The sequence below is a fragment of the Streptomyces sp. NPDC001407 genome (assembly GCF_042895325.1).
Classification (GTDB): domain Bacteria; phylum Actinomycetota; class Actinomycetes; order Streptomycetales; family Streptomycetaceae; genus Streptomyces.
Genome location: NZ_JBIAWF010000001.1, coordinates 597,520 through 613,910 on the forward strand (window position 1 = coordinate 597,520; position 16,391 = coordinate 613,910).

Annotated in this window: 17 protein-coding genes; 15 read left to right on the forward strand and 2 right to left on the reverse strand. The window is 66.7% G+C overall.

Annotation, left to right across the window (positions count from 1 at the left end; translation table 11 throughout):
- Nucleotides 1–311: 311 nt before the first annotated feature.
- Complete coding sequence (locus ACFY1P_RS02755; protein ID WP_390749435.1) at nucleotides 312–752, reverse strand: Pycsar system effector family protein; 441 nt, start codon at nucleotides 750–752, stop codon at nucleotides 312–314.
- Between the two features lie 11 nt (nucleotides 753–763).
- The gene (locus ACFY1P_RS02760; protein WP_390749436.1) at nucleotides 764–1,063 is read right to left on the reverse strand and encodes a hypothetical protein; all 300 of its coding nucleotides are present in this window, start codon (nucleotides 1,061–1,063) and stop codon (nucleotides 764–766) included.
- Between the two features lie 995 nt (nucleotides 1,064–2,058).
- Here ACFY1P_RS02760 and ACFY1P_RS02765 point away from each other — a divergent pair.
- The 15 genes from ACFY1P_RS02765 (at nucleotide 2,059) to ACFY1P_RS02835 (ending at nucleotide 16,379) form a co-directional block, all read left to right on the forward strand.
- The gene (locus tag ACFY1P_RS02765) at nucleotides 2,059–2,217 is read left to right on the forward strand and encodes a hypothetical protein (RefSeq protein WP_390749437.1); all 159 of its coding nucleotides are present in this window, start codon (nucleotides 2,059–2,061) and stop codon (nucleotides 2,215–2,217) included.
- Between the two features lie 765 nt (nucleotides 2,218–2,982).
- Nucleotides 2,983–3,915 (forward strand): hypothetical protein, encoded by a 933-nt coding sequence (locus ACFY1P_RS02770; protein ID WP_390749438.1) that lies wholly within the window; start codon nucleotides 2,983–2,985, stop codon nucleotides 3,913–3,915.
- A 34-nt stretch (nucleotides 3,916–3,949) separates the two neighbouring features.
- Nucleotides 3,950–5,374, forward strand: a complete 1,425-nt coding sequence (locus ACFY1P_RS02775; protein WP_390749439.1) for a phage portal protein — start codon at nucleotides 3,950–3,952, stop codon at nucleotides 5,372–5,374.
- On the forward strand, nucleotides 5,371–6,498 hold the full coding sequence (locus ACFY1P_RS02780; RefSeq protein ID WP_390749440.1) for a hypothetical protein: 1,128 nt from the start codon (nucleotides 5,371–5,373) through the stop codon (nucleotides 6,496–6,498). The genes ACFY1P_RS02775 and ACFY1P_RS02780 overlap by 4 nt, the downstream gene beginning before the upstream one ends.
- 3 nt (nucleotides 6,499–6,501) lie before the next feature.
- Nucleotides 6,502–6,999: a hypothetical protein gene (locus ACFY1P_RS02785; protein WP_390749441.1), complete on the forward strand. Its 498-nt coding sequence runs from the start codon at nucleotides 6,502–6,504 to the stop codon at nucleotides 6,997–6,999.
- Between the two features lie 80 nt (nucleotides 7,000–7,079).
- A complete protein-coding gene (locus ACFY1P_RS02790; RefSeq protein ID WP_390749442.1) occupies nucleotides 7,080–8,141 on the forward strand; it encodes a hypothetical protein in 1,062 nt (353 codons plus the stop codon).
- 71 nt (nucleotides 8,142–8,212) lie between these two features.
- The gene (locus tag ACFY1P_RS02795) at nucleotides 8,213–8,668 is read left to right on the forward strand and encodes a hypothetical protein (RefSeq protein WP_390749443.1); all 456 of its coding nucleotides are present in this window, start codon (nucleotides 8,213–8,215) and stop codon (nucleotides 8,666–8,668) included.
- Complete coding sequence (locus ACFY1P_RS02800) at nucleotides 8,665–9,000, forward strand: phage head-tail adapter protein (RefSeq protein WP_390749444.1); 336 nt, start codon at nucleotides 8,665–8,667, stop codon at nucleotides 8,998–9,000. The genes ACFY1P_RS02795 and ACFY1P_RS02800 overlap by 4 nt, the downstream gene beginning before the upstream one ends.
- Complete coding sequence (locus ACFY1P_RS02805; RefSeq protein ID WP_390749445.1) at nucleotides 9,000–9,383, forward strand: DUF5403 family protein; 384 nt, start codon at nucleotides 9,000–9,002, stop codon at nucleotides 9,381–9,383. Before ACFY1P_RS02800 ends, ACFY1P_RS02805 begins: the two co-directional genes overlap by 1 nt.
- Nucleotides 9,384–9,881: a hypothetical protein gene (locus tag ACFY1P_RS02810; RefSeq protein ID WP_390749446.1), complete on the forward strand. Its 498-nt coding sequence runs from the start codon at nucleotides 9,384–9,386 to the stop codon at nucleotides 9,879–9,881.
- A 77-nt stretch (nucleotides 9,882–9,958) separates the two neighbouring features.
- Nucleotides 9,959–10,699 carry a hypothetical protein gene (locus ACFY1P_RS02815; RefSeq protein WP_390749447.1) on the forward strand — a complete coding sequence of 247 codons (741 nt, stop codon included), beginning with the start codon at nucleotides 9,959–9,961 and terminating at the stop codon, nucleotides 10,697–10,699.
- 100 nt (nucleotides 10,700–10,799) lie between these two features.
- On the forward strand, nucleotides 10,800–11,138 hold the full coding sequence (locus tag ACFY1P_RS02820; protein ID WP_390749448.1) for a phage tail assembly protein: 339 nt from the start codon (nucleotides 10,800–10,802) through the stop codon (nucleotides 11,136–11,138).
- 134 nt (nucleotides 11,139–11,272) lie between these two features.
- Nucleotides 11,273–11,515, forward strand: a complete 243-nt coding sequence (locus ACFY1P_RS02825; RefSeq protein WP_390749449.1) for a hypothetical protein — start codon at nucleotides 11,273–11,275, stop codon at nucleotides 11,513–11,515.
- A 3-nt stretch (nucleotides 11,516–11,518) separates the two neighbouring features.
- Nucleotides 11,519–15,529: a hypothetical protein gene (locus tag ACFY1P_RS02830; protein WP_390749450.1), complete on the forward strand. Its 4,011-nt coding sequence runs from the start codon at nucleotides 11,519–11,521 to the stop codon at nucleotides 15,527–15,529.
- Between the two features lie 4 nt (nucleotides 15,530–15,533).
- Nucleotides 15,534–16,379 carry a phage distal tail protein gene (locus ACFY1P_RS02835; protein WP_390749451.1) on the forward strand — a complete coding sequence of 282 codons (846 nt, stop codon included), beginning with the start codon at nucleotides 15,534–15,536 and terminating at the stop codon, nucleotides 16,377–16,379.
- The last annotated feature ends 12 nt before the right edge of the window (nucleotides 16,380–16,391 follow it).

A 16,391-nucleotide genomic window follows, 5' to 3' on the forward strand; every position in this document is an offset into this window, starting at 1 on the left:
CATGGAGAACATTAGTCACAGGTTCACAGCATGTCCAATCGTGCAGGTCAGAGGCGGTTTCCCTGCCCGTTCGATGCCCGATCCTGCCCAGCAATGGCGGAAGTGTGCGCGCGTTCCTCGGCACCGCGTGTCGCGCGCGTACGCGTACGCAGCGGCGGCCGAGCGGGGTGGGGGATGACCCCCGGTACGATCGCGCGCGGACCGCCCTGTCATAGCAGCTCACTTTCTGCCACGGTTCCAAGGTCGACGAGGGCAGCGAAAGGGGCCCTCACCTGCGCGAACGCCGAGCGGCTGCCGCGCAGGAATGGGCCCTACTCGACGAGGCTGACCGCGAGCGCGAGCGCCAGGACGACGATGGAGCCAGCGGCGATGTGAATGGCCACCCGGAGGGCCTCGAACTTCCGGCGGGCCAACTGTGAGCGGACGATGAGCTGCGCGGTGCGACGGTCCACAGCCAGGTCCGCGAGCACCTCGTCCGCAGTGCAGTCCGCCCAGTGCAGGAAGGAGCCCTCGGTCGCGTTGCCGATGTGAGGCCGCAGGACGAAGAGCGTGACCAGCACCGCGGCGACGAGTCCCGCCACCGCGACCCCGGCCAGGACGGTGCCGGTGGCCGGCAGGTTGTGCCCAGGCAGCACCGCCACCAAGACGGCCAGCGGAATGCCGAGCGCCGCGAGCAACGCTGACGCCTTGCCGTCGGTCCGGCTGATCTCGGCGGACACTTCAGCGTGGGCGCGAGCAAGCGGCTCGCTCACGTCCTCCACGGTCATCCCTGGACGCGGAGCGCTGCCCGCACCCTGTCCAGGCCGACCGTCCTGATGAGGTGAGCGGTGCCGACCCGGAAGTCCTTGCCGACGCTGATCACGGGTACGGGGTACGTGCCGGCCTGCGCCGCACGCAGACCTTCTGCGGGGTCCAAGTCGAGCACCTCGGACGCCTTGTCGAGCGTGACCGCTGGCGGCAGCTCGTAGTCGGGGGACGTGCTGTTCTCGTCGCCTCGGACGGCCAGGACCAGGTCGTCTAACGGGTCCATTCCGGCCTGCACGATGCGCTCTTCGTTTGCCATGAGGTCAGGCTAGCGGCGCCCCCTGGGCGCTGTACCCAGATCACGTATGTACGTCCCAATCACGTATGTACGTAAGGCGTCTTCGCCAAGGGGCGGCCTTTCGGCCGCCACCGTGTCCTAGCTGTCTTCGGGTGGCCCGCCCTCCGGGCGGCTCTGCTCTTCGCCGCCGCCTCACGTACGTGTGAGCACGATCACGTGCTTGCGCGTTTCCAAAAGCATGATCTTTTTGCGACTTATAAGTGTAAGTACGTAAGTCGCGAGGCTTGAGCCCCTGACGGGGCTCGCCAATTGAAGACGAAGTACGTACTTACGGCAATCCAGGCCGAGGCCCCAAAGGGGCCCGCTTGATGAAGACCGAGTACGTACTTACGTGCTTCTTGCAGGTCGAGGTTCGCCATTCCCCAATGGAAGGGCTCGGGCAGGCGTGATCGCCTTCCGTCCGACTGGCCCAAGATTCGTCTTCGCATTCTTCGACGTGACGGCTATCAGTGCACGGAGCGAAACCAGTACGGGGAGCGCTGTGCTGAGCCCGCTACAGACGTCGATCACATTCTTCCTGGTGACGACCATCGAGAAGCCAACCTTCGAGCACTCTGCGGGTGGCATCACCAGGTCAAGTCCTCCCGTGAAGGGGCAGCGGCCCGGCATCGGGCCCGGCGCCGGCATGCGCAGAGATTCCGCAGGACGGAGGCTCACCCCGGCCTGATCGAGTAGGTGGTGAGCCCATGTCCGGACCTGTACCGAATCGCGAGTCGGACCTAGCTCGCCCCCGCGAGCGCAAGGGCAGCGACGTGCAGTCTGTGACGCGCGGCGTTGCCCGGCCCACGAAGGTGCCGAACGCGGACCGGTCGTGGCATCCGATTGCGAAACGCCTCTGGGACTCGCTGAAAGATTCTGGGCAATCCGACTTCTACCAGCAGTCCGATTGGGCCCTCGCCTTCTCTCTTTGCGAAGACCTCTCTTACTACAAGAAGGCTGGGAAGAGGAGCGGCCAGATGCTCCAGACCATCTACAGCGCCTTTGAGCGGCTCCTCGTGGCCGAGGGTGACCGGCGCCGTGTGCGCATCGAGCTGCACGAACCTGAGCCGCAGGAGCAGTCCGCGGCCGTGCTCGCCATCGCCGACTACCGGAAAGAACTGGGGCTCGCCGAGTAAGGCGAGCCGTCCTCCGGGCGGCCCGACTGTCGAGAGGGGGTGAGTCCCATTCCAGCCCTTACGACAGACGAGATCGAGGCCCTTGAGCCCTCCTTCCTCGGCCCCACGTGGCAGAAGGCCACAGACGGGTCCTGGGAACTTCCTGAGCGCACGCTCGGGTGGCAGGTTGCCGGTTGGTGCGCTGAATACCTGCGCTCCGATGATGGCGGCCCATGGCGTTTCACTCGCGAGCAATTGCGCTGGACGCTTTGGTGGTACGCGGTCGACGCAAACGGTCGGTTCATATACCGCAAGGGTGTCTTGCAGCGCCTGAAGGGCTGGGGCTTACCGGCAAGGACCCGCTCCTCGCGGTAATTTCCCTCGTCGAGTTCGTCGGGCCGAGTCGCTTTTCGCACTGGGATAAGCACGGACAGCCGGTTGGAGTTCCACACCCGCAGGCGTGGGTGCAGGTGGCTGCCGTCTCGCGGGATCAGACCCGAAACACCATGACGCTTATGCCGTCCTTGATGTCGGACAAACTGATTGAAACGTACGGGATCAAAGCTGGGTCGGAGCTCATCCGCGCCAATGGTGGCCGCCAGAGACTTGAGGCGGTGACTAGTAGTTATCGCGCCCTGGAAGGGGCGCGTTCTTTAGTCCACGTTTGTCGTTCTGAACGAAACACATCATTGGGTTGCCTCCACAGCGGGCGACCGCATGTACTCCACAATTGATGGAAATGCAACCAAGCGAGACAGTCGCTACCTAGCGATTACTAACGCCTTCTTGCCCGGTGAGGATTCCGTCGCCGAGAATATGCGCGAGGCGTACGAGAAAATCCTCGAAGGCCGCGCCTCGGACGTCGGCTTCATGTACGACTCGATCGAGGCCCACCCTGCGACACCCTTGACGCCGGAGGCGATCCGGATCGTCCTGCCGAAGATCCGCGGTGACGCGGTGTGGCTGCGGGTCGAGACCATCCTTCAGTCGATCCTCGACACGACGATCGCCCCCAGCCGCTCGCGTCGGATGTGGCTGAACCAGATCGTGGCGAGCGAGGACGCACTGCTCAGCCCGGCCGACTGGGACGTCCTCCGGGACGAGTCGAAGCTGCTTCAGCCCGGCGACGAGGTCGTGCTCGGCTTCGACGGCGGCCTCCGCGACGACTCGACTTGCCTGCTGGCGCTCCGCGTCAGCGACATGCACGCCGTCATCCTGGGCCTCTGGGAGAAGCCTGACGGCCCGGCCGGCAAGGACTGGGAGGTCCCCCGCGACCAGGTCGACAGCGCGGTGCACGAAGCATTCGCCACCTTCGCCGTGCAGGGCTTCTTCGCCGACGTGGCTCTGTGGGAGAGCCGGATCTCCGAGTGGTCCGCGACCTACGGCGAGGGCCTGGCCGTCCGGGCTCCGGGCAAGGATGCGATCGGCTGGGACATGCGATCCAGCTTGAAGGCATCGACCATGGCCCACGAGAGGTTGCTGCGCTCGATCCTCGATCGAAAGATCAGCCACGACGGCGACCGGAAACTCCGCCGGCATGCACTCAACGCCGTCCGCCGCACGAACAACTTCGGCGTGTCCTTCGGCAAGCAGAGCCGAGAGTCGCCCCGGAAGGTGGACGCCTACGCCGCGCTCATGTTGGCGCACGAGGCACTCGTCGATCTGCGGGCCCGTGGCCGGACTGTGCGGAAGCGCAGCGGTCGCGGCTATTTCCTTTGACCAAGCTATTAACCTGTAACAAGGGCGGTGATCCATGGCCGACCCTTCCCCGCTGACGCTCGCACGTCAGCTCCTGGCCATCCTGCATCGGGACGGCGATCGGCTGGCCCATATCGACGCCTATCTGCACGGGCGCCACGCGGACCCGTACATGCCGCCCTCGGCTGACGATGAATACCGGCTCCTCGCCAAGCGCTCGATTTCCAACTGGTGCCCGCTGTTGGTCGGCACTCCCGCGCAGGCTCTCTATGTCGACGGCCACCGGTCGGGCTCAGGAACCGCGGCCTCGACGGAGCCGGACTCGGCCACCCCGGAGTGGGAGCACTGGCAGCGCTCGCGTCTCGATGCCCGGCAGGCAGCCGTGTACCGAGGCGCCCTGTCATACGGACACGCCTTCACCGTCACGGAGACGAACAGATCCGGCGCCATCGTCACCAAGGGGCTGTCGGCCCTCAAGACGAGCGCGCTGTTCGAGGACCCCGCGAACGATGACACTCCGGCGGCGGCGCTGACCGTCACGGCCTGGCCGCAGGACGACCAGCCGGGCTCCGCCCGGCTGTGGGACGCCAAGCGCGAGTACGCCGTCACCTTCCGGTCGCTGAGCGACGAGAAGTCGGTGCGTGTGCAGGGTGGCCGGCCGCACGGCAGCGGTGAGTGCCCTGTGACGCGCTTCGCCGCCTACGTGGACCTGGAGGGTCGGACGCTCGGCGTCATCGAGCCGATGATCGCCCTCCAGGACCGGATCAATCAGACCGTCTTCGATCTGTTGCTGGCACAAAGCTATGGCAGCACGAAGGTGAGGACGGTTACCGGCATGGCGCCGCCGATCCAGCGCGACCCGGAGACAGGCGAGCCGGTTCTCGACGAGCTGGGGAACCCGGTCCCGTTGCGGATCAATCACAACAGCAGGCGTTTTCTGTTCGCCGAGGACCCGGACGTTAAGTTCGGCTCGCTGGACGAAACCCCGCTCGGTGGGTTCATCGAGTCGATCGACATGAGTGTCCGACACCTCAGCGCGCTCGCGCAGGTGCCACCGCATCATTTGCTTGGGCAGATCGCGAATCTGTCAGCGGAGGCCCTCCAGGCGGCGGAGGTCGCGCTGAGCCGCAAGATCTCGGAGTTCAGGACCTCATTCGGCGAAAGCTGGGAGCGAGTGTTCCGGTTGGCCGCCGAGCTAGCCGGCAACGCGACCTCGTCCGAGGACTACCGCGGCGAGGTCATCTGGCGCGACATGGAGTCGCGCAGTCTCGGCCAGGCCGCAGACGCCCTCGGAAAGCTCCGTCAGCAGCTCGGCATTCCCGAGCGCGGCCTGTGGCGCCGCGTCCCCGGTGTCACCCAGACGGAACTTGAGGACTGGGAGCAGATGCGCGAGGACGACGACTCGGTGGCGCAGCTCGCGGGCGCGCTGACCCGGGCAACGCCCGAGGCCGGAACGCAGGCCGAGAAGGTGGCGGCGTGACGCGGCCCGCGCGGCAGGCCGAGACGGACGACGTCTCGGCCGCCTTCCACGTTGCCATGACTCAGATCGGCGTGCACACAACGGCCGAGGCGCTCGCCCTGTGGGCAGAAGTGCCGGCCGATCTGCGTGCAGCCACCGCTGGTGGCTGGCTCCGGCGGGCGATCTCGCTCGTTATGGGGCGCAGGCGGCAGGCCCGGGACCTTGCGCGTGCGTACTACAGGCTCGCCCGTGCGCTCCAGACCGGCACGACGGTGGCCGACCCGTACCACCCGGAGCCCGAGCGGGTGACCCTTGGGGACTTGAGGCGCGAGTTCGCGGCCCTGGCCGGCACGTACAACCCGCCTGGGTCCTCGCGGGAGGGTGAGGCTGCGACCGGTGAGTCCGGGGAGACCTCGGCCTCTCACGAGGTGCACCAACAGCCTGCGGAGGAGGGGAACCCGGCTTCGTCTCACGGCGACGGGGGCCATGAGCTCGACGACGGCGCCGACGACTGGGAGAACGTCCTCGTCGAGGAGCTGCGGGGACTCCGTGAGGAAGAGGAGCGCATCGAGCGGGCTGCGGAGGAGGAGCTCCGAACCGTCCTCGACGCCCTCGGCACACAGAACTTGAACCGGCGCCTGGCCAAGATGGACGACCAGCAGTCGGCGAAGGACGCCGACGCTGCCCGCGCTGAAGCACACCGGCAGGCCGGTGCCCGCCAGGCAGCCGCGGCTTCCCGCGTCGCGATGAACGGCGGCAGGTCCTCGACCTGGGCGCACATGCGTCGCGACAGGCGAGCGCTCGGCTATGTGCGCTTGTCCCGCACCGGCACCCCGTGTGGCTGGTGCGCGATGCTCATCAGCCGAGGGCCGGTCTACAAGAGCCGCGAGTCCGCCGTCTTCTACGACGGCGACAAGTACCACGACAACTGCAACTGCTACGCGGCCCCCATCTGGAACCGAGGCGAGTACCAGTCGAGCGAACTGACCGCACTTTCGCGGGAGTTCGAGTCCCTGTGGCCGGAGGTCACCAAGGGCCACACCGGTAAGGACGCCATATCGGTCTGGCGCCGATTCATCCGCCAGAAGCAAAGAGCCGCCGCCCGGGAGGCGCGGCAGTCCACGACCACGACCCCGGAGGCGTGAACCGTGCCCGAAGAGATCACCCAGGCCGAACAGGCGGCGCCCAGCGAGGAGCAGCCCCCGGCCGAGCAGCCGGCACCCGGCGCGACGGCCGAGTCGACCGTCGAAGACGTCCTGCCCGAGTGGGCACGCAAGGAGCTGGCCAAGATTCGCGGCGAAGCCGCGAGCTACCGCACCCGGCTGCGCGAGGCCGAGACGAAGCTCTCCGAGGCCAAGAGCCCGGAGGAGGTCGAGGCGGCAGTCGGCGAGCTCCGCCAGCAGAACGCCGAGCTGGAGCGGTCCATGCTGCGGGCGTCCGTCGCCCGCCGCTTCGAGCTGCCCGACGACCTGGCCGACGCCCTGCGCGGTGAGGACGAGGCCGCCCTTGAGACGCACGCGAAGGTGCTGGCCAAGTACATCCCGGCCCCGCTCCCCCAGTCCCTGGGCGGGGGCCTGACGCCGGATGACGGCGGCGACGGAGAAATGGACCCGCGCAAGCTGGCGCGACTGTCCCGACGCTTTTAGCCCGCATTTGCCGAAACGTTCCACTTAAACCCCCGGTGCTACCAGCCCCGGGGTTTTTTTATGCCCGGAGGTAGCACTACTTGCCCACCGTTCAGCACCAGGTCGTAAAGCCGCAGAAGCTGGTCAACACTGCGGTTGGAATGCTTGAGCAGGAGCTCATCATTCCGAACCTCTTCACCAAGCAGGGCGTCGATCAGTTCAAGGGCGCCGAGAATGACACCATTTCCATGAAGGTCGAAGGAATTCTTCCTTTCCACGACTATGCATGGCGTAACGACCGCTCCTCGCCGATCCAGTTCGACGAGTACAGCGAGCGGACCATCGCCGTTTCCTTCGGGGGCAACGTGTACTCCGCGGTCAAGCTGACCGACGAGCAGTACGACTTCGACATCGACGGCTGGGCCAAGCTGCTCCGTCCGCAGTCCAAGGCGATTGCCCGAGGTCTTCAGCGACGGGCGGTCAAGCTCCTGACCAGCCAGAATTACAGCGTGACGATCGGCAACGCGGGCAAGAACCTGCGGTCGGCGCTCATTGAAGCCCGCAGGGTTCTCAATGCCTTCCACGCTCCGCGAGAGGGTCGCTACCTGCTGGTCGGCACGGAATTTGAGTCGGCTCTCCTGACCGATCCGGCGCTGAACCTTGCTCAGAATGTGGGCGATAGCGAGGCGGAAACCGCCCTGCGCACTGCGAGCATCGGCGAGCGATTCGGATTCCGCATCGTCGTCGACCAGACGATTCCCGCCGACGCCGCCTACGCTTTCGCCAAGTCGGGCTTCATCTTCCTCTCCGGCGCCCCCAGCGTCCCGCAGTCCGTCCCGTACGGAGCGACGACTTCTTTCGAGTCCATCGCCCTTCGCTGGGTCCGCGACTACGACTCGCTCTACATGCAGGACCGAAGCGTGGTCAACACGTACGCGGGATTCCGCAGCGTGCCCGATATTCTCGTCGGCTGGGATGCGGCGAAGGAGAAGGAAGTTATCTCCTCGGAGCAGCATTTCGTGCGCGGTATCAAGCTGACCCTCGACGGCAAGTCGGACTACCCCGAGGTGGGCTCCGAGCTGGCGACCATCACCGGCGTTTCCGCCGCGAAGGTCTTCACTCCGACCGGCCCGGCGGCTGAGACCGACCCGGCCAACGCCTGATTCGCTCTGGCGGCCGTGTGAACCTGTAACGATGGTGCACGGCCGCCAGCCCTTTCCTGAAGGAGGGCTCCTTGGCGTACGCCACACTCGACGACCTCAAGGGCCGTCTGGACTGGGAGCTGGACGCCGACGAGCTGCGTATCGCGGCCGGGGCGCTGGAAGACGCTTCGGCACTCGCCGCGGCCTACGGCCGCGACTGGCCGCCGGACCGGGCTCCTCAGCTCGTGCGGACGCTGGTCCTCAAGGCGGCGGCCCGGTACATGAGCAATCCCAGCGGCTACACCCAGTCGCGCGCGGGCGACGAGACGCTCGCCTGGGCCGACCTCGGTCATGATGCGGGAACGGTGCACTTCACGGCGGAGGAGAAACGGCTCCTGGAAGGACTGGCCGGCACGCGGCCTGGCCTGACCAGCGTGATCGTCAGCTCCTGGAACTCGACCATCCGGCCCACGGCCGGGGGCCTGGTGCCCGTCGACTACCCCGGCGACAGGTTCCCGCTGTTCTCCGACAACCGGGGGCCCTGGTGAGCTTGCAGCGCAGGCGCGGCCAGCGCGCCCGGGTCTGGAAGACGGTCGAGGTCATCGACTCTCGCGGCAACGCGGTGACCATGGCCGATCCGGCGGGGCCGGTCGAGGTCCGGGCCGCCTTCATCCCGCAGCGATCGGCCCGCGCGGAAGTCCCTGGCCAGCAGCAGATCAACGTGACGAGGATGATCGTGGACGCCCACCTCGACGGCGTCTCCCTGTGGTCCCGCGTCGAGTACGCGGGCCGCCAGTGGGACATCGTCAGCCCACCCGCCTACCACCACGGGGACAGGCGCACCCGGCACTGGTCCATCGACATCCGGGAGCGGCCCTGATGGCGCATGTCGAATCAGAGATCGGCGGGCGGCGGCTCGAAAAGTGGCTCGCTGTCCACAAAGGCGTCCAGGCGGAGCTGACGGCCCGCGCCTTCGAAATCGCGGTACGTGCCGAGGAGATCCTCGTCCGGCACCGCGCAGACGGTCACGCGGAGATTGACATCGAGGCGGGCGACAACAACCGCTACGTCATCCTGTCCGATGATCGCGGGCAGAAGGCTGCCCTCAGCATCGAGTACGGCCGCGAGGAATCCGTCATCGTCCGCGAGGACAGGCGTGGAAAGAAGTACCTCGACACGCTCCCGGCGATGGACGGCCTCTACATTCTCGCCACCGCCTCGAATTTGCCCAAGAAGAGAAAGGGCAAGGTGAAGCTCGACTAAGTGGCCGGCATACCCGATCACATCAAGGCGCTTGCTGAACTCTCGCCCGTGGAAGACCTGTTGCTCGCGATCCTCCGCAAGGGTCTGCCGGGCATCCGCGTGAAGAGCCTCATCGACCGGCATGAGAGCTTCCCTCTCGTGCTGGTCCGCAGAGACCCCACGTTCGGGCAATGGGCGACCGACACACGCTTCACGGACGCGGCACGCGTCGTCGTGAACTGCTTCGCCGCAGACCCGAATGGGGACGAGGACGCCGCCGTCCTCTCCGAGGCCGTGCGCGTGGTCCTGCGGGACTCCTGGCTCAACCACGAAGTCGTCCCTGGCAGAGGCCATATCACGCGGGTGGACATGAACTCCTCCCCTCGCCGGGCAAGCGACTGGGCCACCGCGACGGGTCCGGTCCAGTACGCCGACCTGCCCACGGGTGTGTGGCGTTACGAGTCCGTCTACGACATTCAGATCCGCAAGCCGCGGACGCGCCCCTTCCCACTCCCATAGTCCATCCCGCACGCACCTCAATTAGCCCACGGCAGTTGGGGTTTCTGGCGTGCGCGCATTAGGAGAATCGTTCCTCTTTGGCGCTTAACGACAACGCTACCTTGGTCGTTGGCAACGGCAATTATCTGACCGCTCCGGTCGGCACCGCTATGCCCGACGACCTTCTCGTACCCGTCTCCCCCTGGCAGAACGTCGGCCACACCTCGCTTGAGGACGTCTTCGGCATTACGTCCGAAGGCGGTGAGGCGACCACGATCGGCACGCTTCAGAACAAGTCCCTGCGCACGAAGTATTCGGCTCGAACCGAGTCGATCACCTTCACGCTGAACCAGTTCGATACCGCCGCGCTGCGGCTGTACTTCGGCGCCAACGCGCCGCTCCTGCCAGATGGTTCGGTCGGTGTGCCAGCAGACCCGCAGCCGACCCAGTCCGCATTCATGGCCATCTTCATCGACGGCGAGTCGCACTTCGCCGTCTACGCGCCGAAGGCCGAGATCTACCGGGCCGACGACATGGCGATCGGTGATACGGAATCGCTCGCTGGTCTTCCGCTGGGCGTCAAGCCGATGGTTTACGGCAACAACGCGTGGACGTACGCCGTGACCCCGCTCGGCGGCACCGTCGCGACCGGCGCCAGCGCGGGAACGCCTGGCTCCTTCACTCCGTCCGGGGCTGTCGCTCCGGCCGACCTCGCCGCGCTCAGCTCCGTGATTGCCACGCCCACCGCGAAGTGGGCCACCGGCCAGTACGTGAGCCTCGCCGACTCCTCGAAGGCGCACTGGGACGGCTCCAAGTGGGCTGCCGGCACGGTCGCCTGACCTCCTCCTTCGTCCCGGCGTGAGCGCGCGGACCCGCTCACGCCGGGCTTCCCCCTCGGTCCGCTCCCCCTGCACTTCAACCCCGGAGGTCCGCACCCTCATGGCTTCTTTCTCCCTCGACGACATCCGCACCGCCGCTGAGGCGAAGTACGGCTCGACCGACATCGAGCTGGGCGGCGACACCGTTCGCCTGCTCAACCCCCTTCGCCTGCCGAAGGCCAGCCGCACCCAGCTCTCGCAGCTCCAGGACCGGATGGGCGGCGACGACGCCGACCAGGAGGAGCTGCTGTCGGAGGCCATTCGTCTGGTCGCCGAGAACCCGAAGGCGGCTGACAAGCTGCTGACGGCCATCGGCGGTGACCTCGCCGTCCTGGCCGAGATCTTCGACGCCTACGGCCGGGGCACCCAGGCGGGGGAAGCCTCGGCCTCGCGCGACTGATCGACGACTGGGGCGAGGGGCTCTATGCGGACCTGCGGCATTACTACGGCGTTGACCTCGCCGATGTGATCGCAGGTCGCGGGCCCTCCCCCGCCCTGTGTCTCCTCCTCGTCGCGAGGCTTCCCGACACGAGCTTGACCGTCGCCTTGGCGTCCGGCGGCCGGGGTCACTTCGGCTGGGGTCAGGACCGACACCTCCTCGCCGATCTCTTCGATGCCATCAACAGCAACACGAAAGCCACCGGCCAGTGGGGCCGCGGCAAGGCGCCCAAGATCCCACCCTTCCCCCGCCCGCAGGCAAAGGCCAAGGCGAAGAAGGCCGGCAAGAAGGCCGCCACGGTGGCACAGCTCTACCAGCACTTTCAGCAGCGGAGGTAGCCCTTGTCAGCGGGCCAGATCATCGGCCGTGTCTCCATCAAGGTCTCCCCCGACACCAAGGAATTCAAGCGGGACGCCGAGCGCCAACTCGACCGCATCGAGCAGCAGCTCGAAAAGCTCAAGGTGTCGACGAAGATCGACATGAGCGGCGCATCGACGGAGTTCATCGAGGAGCTCCGGAAGATCAACAAGCGGAACCGGCAGAGCGATGCCCGCAAGATCCGCTTCTACACGACGATCAGTACCGACGGCATGGCCACCGCCGTCCGGAACGCCGCCCAGGAGCTCCAGCAGCGCGCGAACCGGCAGAAGGTTGACTTCAAGGTCGACAACCTCAAGGCGACGGGCAAGGTCGAGCTGGAGCTCGACAATCAGTCCGCCGACCATGTGAAGCGCAAGCTCAAGGATTGGGCCGACGACCTCAGCCCGCTGAAGGTCAAGGTCGAGCCCGACGTCGCGAATGGCAGCGGCGCCAGGATCGCAGCCCGGCTCCAGGTGCTAACGCGCCCGCGTACGGTGCCGATCGTCCCCGAGCTAGACAACACGGCCGTCATGAAGGTCGGTACCGCCCTCGCCGCATTGTCCGGCGCGCGGGTGCTGAACAACATGTTCGAGCGGCTCGGCCGGACGCTCAAGAACTTGGACAAGAGCGTCCCGGTCATCGGCTCGCTCTCCCTCGCGATTGCCGGCCTGGCCGGGTGGGGCCTCTCGGCCGCGAGCAACCTCGCCGCGCTGTCGTCGAGCCTCGCCTCGATCGGCGCGGCGAGCCTTCTGCTGCCCGGCCTATTCGGCGGGATGGCAGTCGGCCTCGGCGTCACCGTCGCGGCTTTCAAAGATTTCAACAAGGTTCTACCCGAGGTTAAGGGCGCCCTGTCTGGCCTTCAAGACGCAATCTCGGCGAACTTCTGGGAGCAGGCCAAGAAGCCCATTCAGGAGCTTGTCGACGGACTCCTCCCGAAGTTCACGGCGGGAGTCCGGCAAACCGCTACCGAGCTCGGCCAATTCTTCGGCGCATTCGCCACGGGCCTCCAAGGCGCCCTTGACCCCGCGCTGAACCAGATGTTCACCGACCTGTCGCGGTCGATCGACATCGCGACAAATGGCACGGGCGCCTTCGCGAACATCATCGCCGTCCTCGGCAAGGTCGGCACGTCCTATCTGCCCTCCCTAGCGCAGTGGTTCGTCGACATCTCGACGCGCTTCTCGGACTTCCTCAGCGCCACCGAGTCGGACGGCCGCCTCAAAGGCTGGATCGACGAGGGCATTCAAAACCTCCAGGACCTCGGCCGGGTCCTGAGCAACCTCGGCGGCATCTTCGCGGGCATCTCCCGCGCCGCCGAAGCGGCTGGCGGCTCCTCGCTCGGCATGATGGCCGACACGCTGGAGCGCATCCACAACACTGTGGACAGTCCGGGCTTCCAGTCCGGGCTGACCGACGTCTTCCGCGCGGCCCACGAGGCGATGAACCAGATCGCCACTCAGTCGGGTCCGGCGGTCAAGTCCCTCTTCACCGAACTCGGCCAACTCCTGACCGAGGTCCTGCCGCAGGTCGGCACGATCATCGGCACGGCGCTCGACGCGATTGCCTCGGCGCTCGCGCAGCCTGCCGTCACCGAAGGCGTCAAGAGCCTCTTCGACGGCCTCCAGGCCGCGGTGACCGCACTCGCTCCGGCGATGGCGCCACTCGGCGAAGCGCTCGGCGCTCTAATGCAGGTCATCGGGGCTTTCGCGGCAATGCTCGGCCCCCTGGTCGCAGCCGCCCTCGTTCCGCTGGCACAGGCGTTCACCGCACTGGCCCCGGCGGTCATCCCGATCATTCAGCTCCTGGGCGGCGCACTCACCGGAGCGATCCAGTCCCTTGCGCCGATCGTCGCTCAACTCGTCCCCGTCGTCGGCGAGATGCTCGGAGCCGCCTTCGGCGCGCTCCAGACGATCCTGCCGCCGATCGCCGAGGTCTTCACGCAGATCATGACGGCGGTCGCCCCGCTCGTTCAGCAGCTCGTTGCCGGCCTGGCGCCCATCCTCCCGGTCATCGCGGGCTTCATCGCGCAAGTCCTGACGGCGATTGCGCCGTTGGTCGCGATCCTGATTCAGATCGTGTCGGCGGTGATCACACCGCTGATCCCGATGCTTCAGTCGATCGTCGAGGCGGTGCTGCCTCCGCTCGCGGAAGCCTTCACCCGCCTCGTCGAGGCGATCCAGCCGCTTCTTCAGGCGCTGCTCAAGGTCGTTGAGTTCCTGATGCCGGTCCTGGTACCGGTCCTTGAGTTCATTATCGGGATTCTCGCCGACTCCCTCGTAGGCGCGATCAACGGTGCCGCGCTGGTGCTGGAAGGTTTCGTCGAAATCTTCCGAGGCGTCTGGGACGCCGTCAAGGGGATCTTCGAGATCTTCTGGGGCGTCTTCGAAGGAATCTTCACAGGCAACTGGTCGACATTCAAGCAGGGATTCGTAGACCTGTGGAATGGCATCTGGAGCTTCCTGAAGGGAATTTGGGACGTCATCGTCGGCGCCCTGGCGGTATTCCTCAACGTTGGAATTCTCGGCGCCGCGGGCAAGGCCCTGAAGGCGATCAGCGCTCTCTGGAAGGCGGCCTGGGGCGGCATCCGGATGGCTGGTGTTGTCATCTGGGATGCCATCAAGGGTTCGTGGAGCTCCTTCCTGAACTGGCTGAAGTCTCTGGGCAGTTCGGCCATGAATGGCCTGAAGTCCCTATGGGACGCAGCCTGGAATGGGATCAAGAATATCTGCTCCCGCGCCTGGGACGGCATCAAGAATGCTGCGAAGGACGGCGTGGTTAGCACCGTCAACGCCGTCAAGGAGCTACCCGGCAAGGCCCGTTCCGCACTGAGCAATATCGGCAGCACTCTCCTCGATGCGGGCAAGAAGCTCATCCAGGGCTTCGTGAACGGCATCAAGGGCATGTTCGGCTCGGTCAAGAGCACCCTGAGCGATCTGACGAGCAAGCTCACGGACTGGAAGGGCCCCGCCCCCAAGGATGCGGTCCTTCTTTACGACGCGGGCAAGCTGATCATCAAGGGCCTCATCAAGGGCCTTGAGTCCGAGTACGACAACGTCAAGAAGTCCCTCACCGACCTGACGGCGAAGATCCCGAAGAACGCCTCCCAGGGGTTGAAGGACCGGATCAACCGGGACCGCACTCAGCTCCTGAAGCTCGCGGCCCAGTGGGACGCGGGATCGAAGCGCCTCGAAGCGGCCCGCGACAAGCTCGACAAGCTGCGCGAGCAGGCCAAGGACTACGCGGGGCGGGTCGCTGACCGGATCATCGCCACGGGCGACGTGACGAAGGCGAAGGACAGCTCCTTCGGCGGCATCGTCACGGACCTCAAGCAGGCCGTCGATCAGGCGCGCCGCTTCGCCAAGGCGCTCGCGGTCCTCAAGGCCAAGGGGCTCTCTCAGACGGCGATCGACCAGATCGCGAGTGCTGGCCCCGACGCGGGCCTCGCCGCAGCCGAGTCGATCGCCGCGGCCGGCAAGAGCGGCATCGACGAGATCAACAAGTTGCAGGCCGAGCTCGCCAAGTACGCCAAGCAGGCCGGGAAGACGGCAAGCGACGCGATGTACGCCAACGGCATCGCGGTGGCCGACGGCATCGTCAAGGGCCTGGAGGCCCGCCAGAAGGCGATCGAGCGGCAGATGCTCACGATCGCCGACGCCATGGTGGCCGCGATCAAAACGAGCCTCGGCATCCACTCGCCGAGCCGCGTCTTCGCCCAGCTCGGCAGCTACGTCGGCCAGGGCTTCGCCCGGGGCATCGAGAGCGAATCCGGGCGGGTGGCCAAGGCGGTTGACGCCATCACCGCTCGCCCCAGCTCGACCGACTACGCCAGCGCGGCGCGGTCGGCGTCCGCCGCCGTCACAGGCGGCCTCGGCCCTGCCGGAGGTGGCGGGGTGACCAAGGTTCTCAACTACTACGCGGCAGCGGGAAGTTCGCTCAGCTCCCACGAGGAGCTGTTCGCGGCGTCCCACCGCGCACGAATGGTGGGGTGGTGACTGAGTGACTGCACTCCTGTTGGAGACCGAGCGGGACGCGCTCGACCTCAACGGGGTGGCAGCCGACGGATTCGGATACCAGGCCACGGCCGGGGCGACCGGCTTCGGCCTGCCGTCCGTGAATGCGCAGTGGCTGGAGGGGGCCGGAGACGGCTCCCGCTTCCGGGGGCAGCGCGTTCTGCCCCGTGACCTCGACATGCCCCTCGACATCGTCGGCCGGAACCGGCACCACTTGCGCTCGCTGATCTCGCGCCTGGCGCGAGCCGTCGCGCAGGAGTGCTCGCTCGTCCTGGTCGACGACGAGGGGGTGCGCTGGTCGACCCCCGTCTACCGGACGGGGGGCGGCGAGATCGAGCTCGCCTCGACGAACGACGTGCAGACCACGATCTCGTTCCGCGCCCCCGACCCGTACTTCACAGCGAGCACCGTCTCGACGCAGCGGGTCGGGGGCGACCCCGGCGCGAAGCCGTTCCTGTCGTCACTGGTGTCGATGCCACTCGCGGCGTCGCAGGCCATCGGCGAGATCCAGCTCGACAACCTCGGCGATGTGCCGGCCTACCCCGTGTGGGAGATCTACGGGCCCGGCCGGGACCTCACGGTGACATCCCCGACCGGCGAGACGCTGCGCTGGACCGGCTCCCTGTCGGCCACGGAGAAGCTCGTCGTGGACACCCGCAACGGCACCGTGAAGGACGGCAAGGGGGCGAATCGTTACGCCCTGCTCGACACCGCGCCCCGGTTCTGGACCGTGCCGCCCGGTGTCTCGACCGCGACGGTCCGCCTCCTCGACACCACCGCGGCCTCCCGAATCGTCTGCTCTTGGCGCCCGCGCCGCTGGATGGTGATCTGACTGAAGCTCGAC

Coding starts and splice junctions, on each gene's coding strand:
- ACFY1P_RS02775 (WP_390749439.1), top strand. CDS start 3,950: ATGGCCGACCCTTCCCCGCTGACGCTCGCACGTCAGCTCCTGGCCATC.
- ACFY1P_RS02765 (WP_390749437.1), top strand. CDS start 2,059: ATGCTCCAGACCATCTACAGCGCCTTTGAGCGGCTCCTCGTGGCCGAG.
- ACFY1P_RS02760 (WP_390749436.1), bottom strand. CDS start 1,063: ATGGCAAACGAAGAGCGCATCGTGCAGGCCGGAATGGACCCGTTAGAC.
- ACFY1P_RS02805 (WP_390749445.1), top strand. CDS start 9,000: ATGGCGCATGTCGAATCAGAGATCGGCGGGCGGCGGCTCGAAAAGTGG.
- ACFY1P_RS02820 (WP_390749448.1), top strand. CDS start 10,800: ATGGCTTCTTTCTCCCTCGACGACATCCGCACCGCCGCTGAGGCGAAG.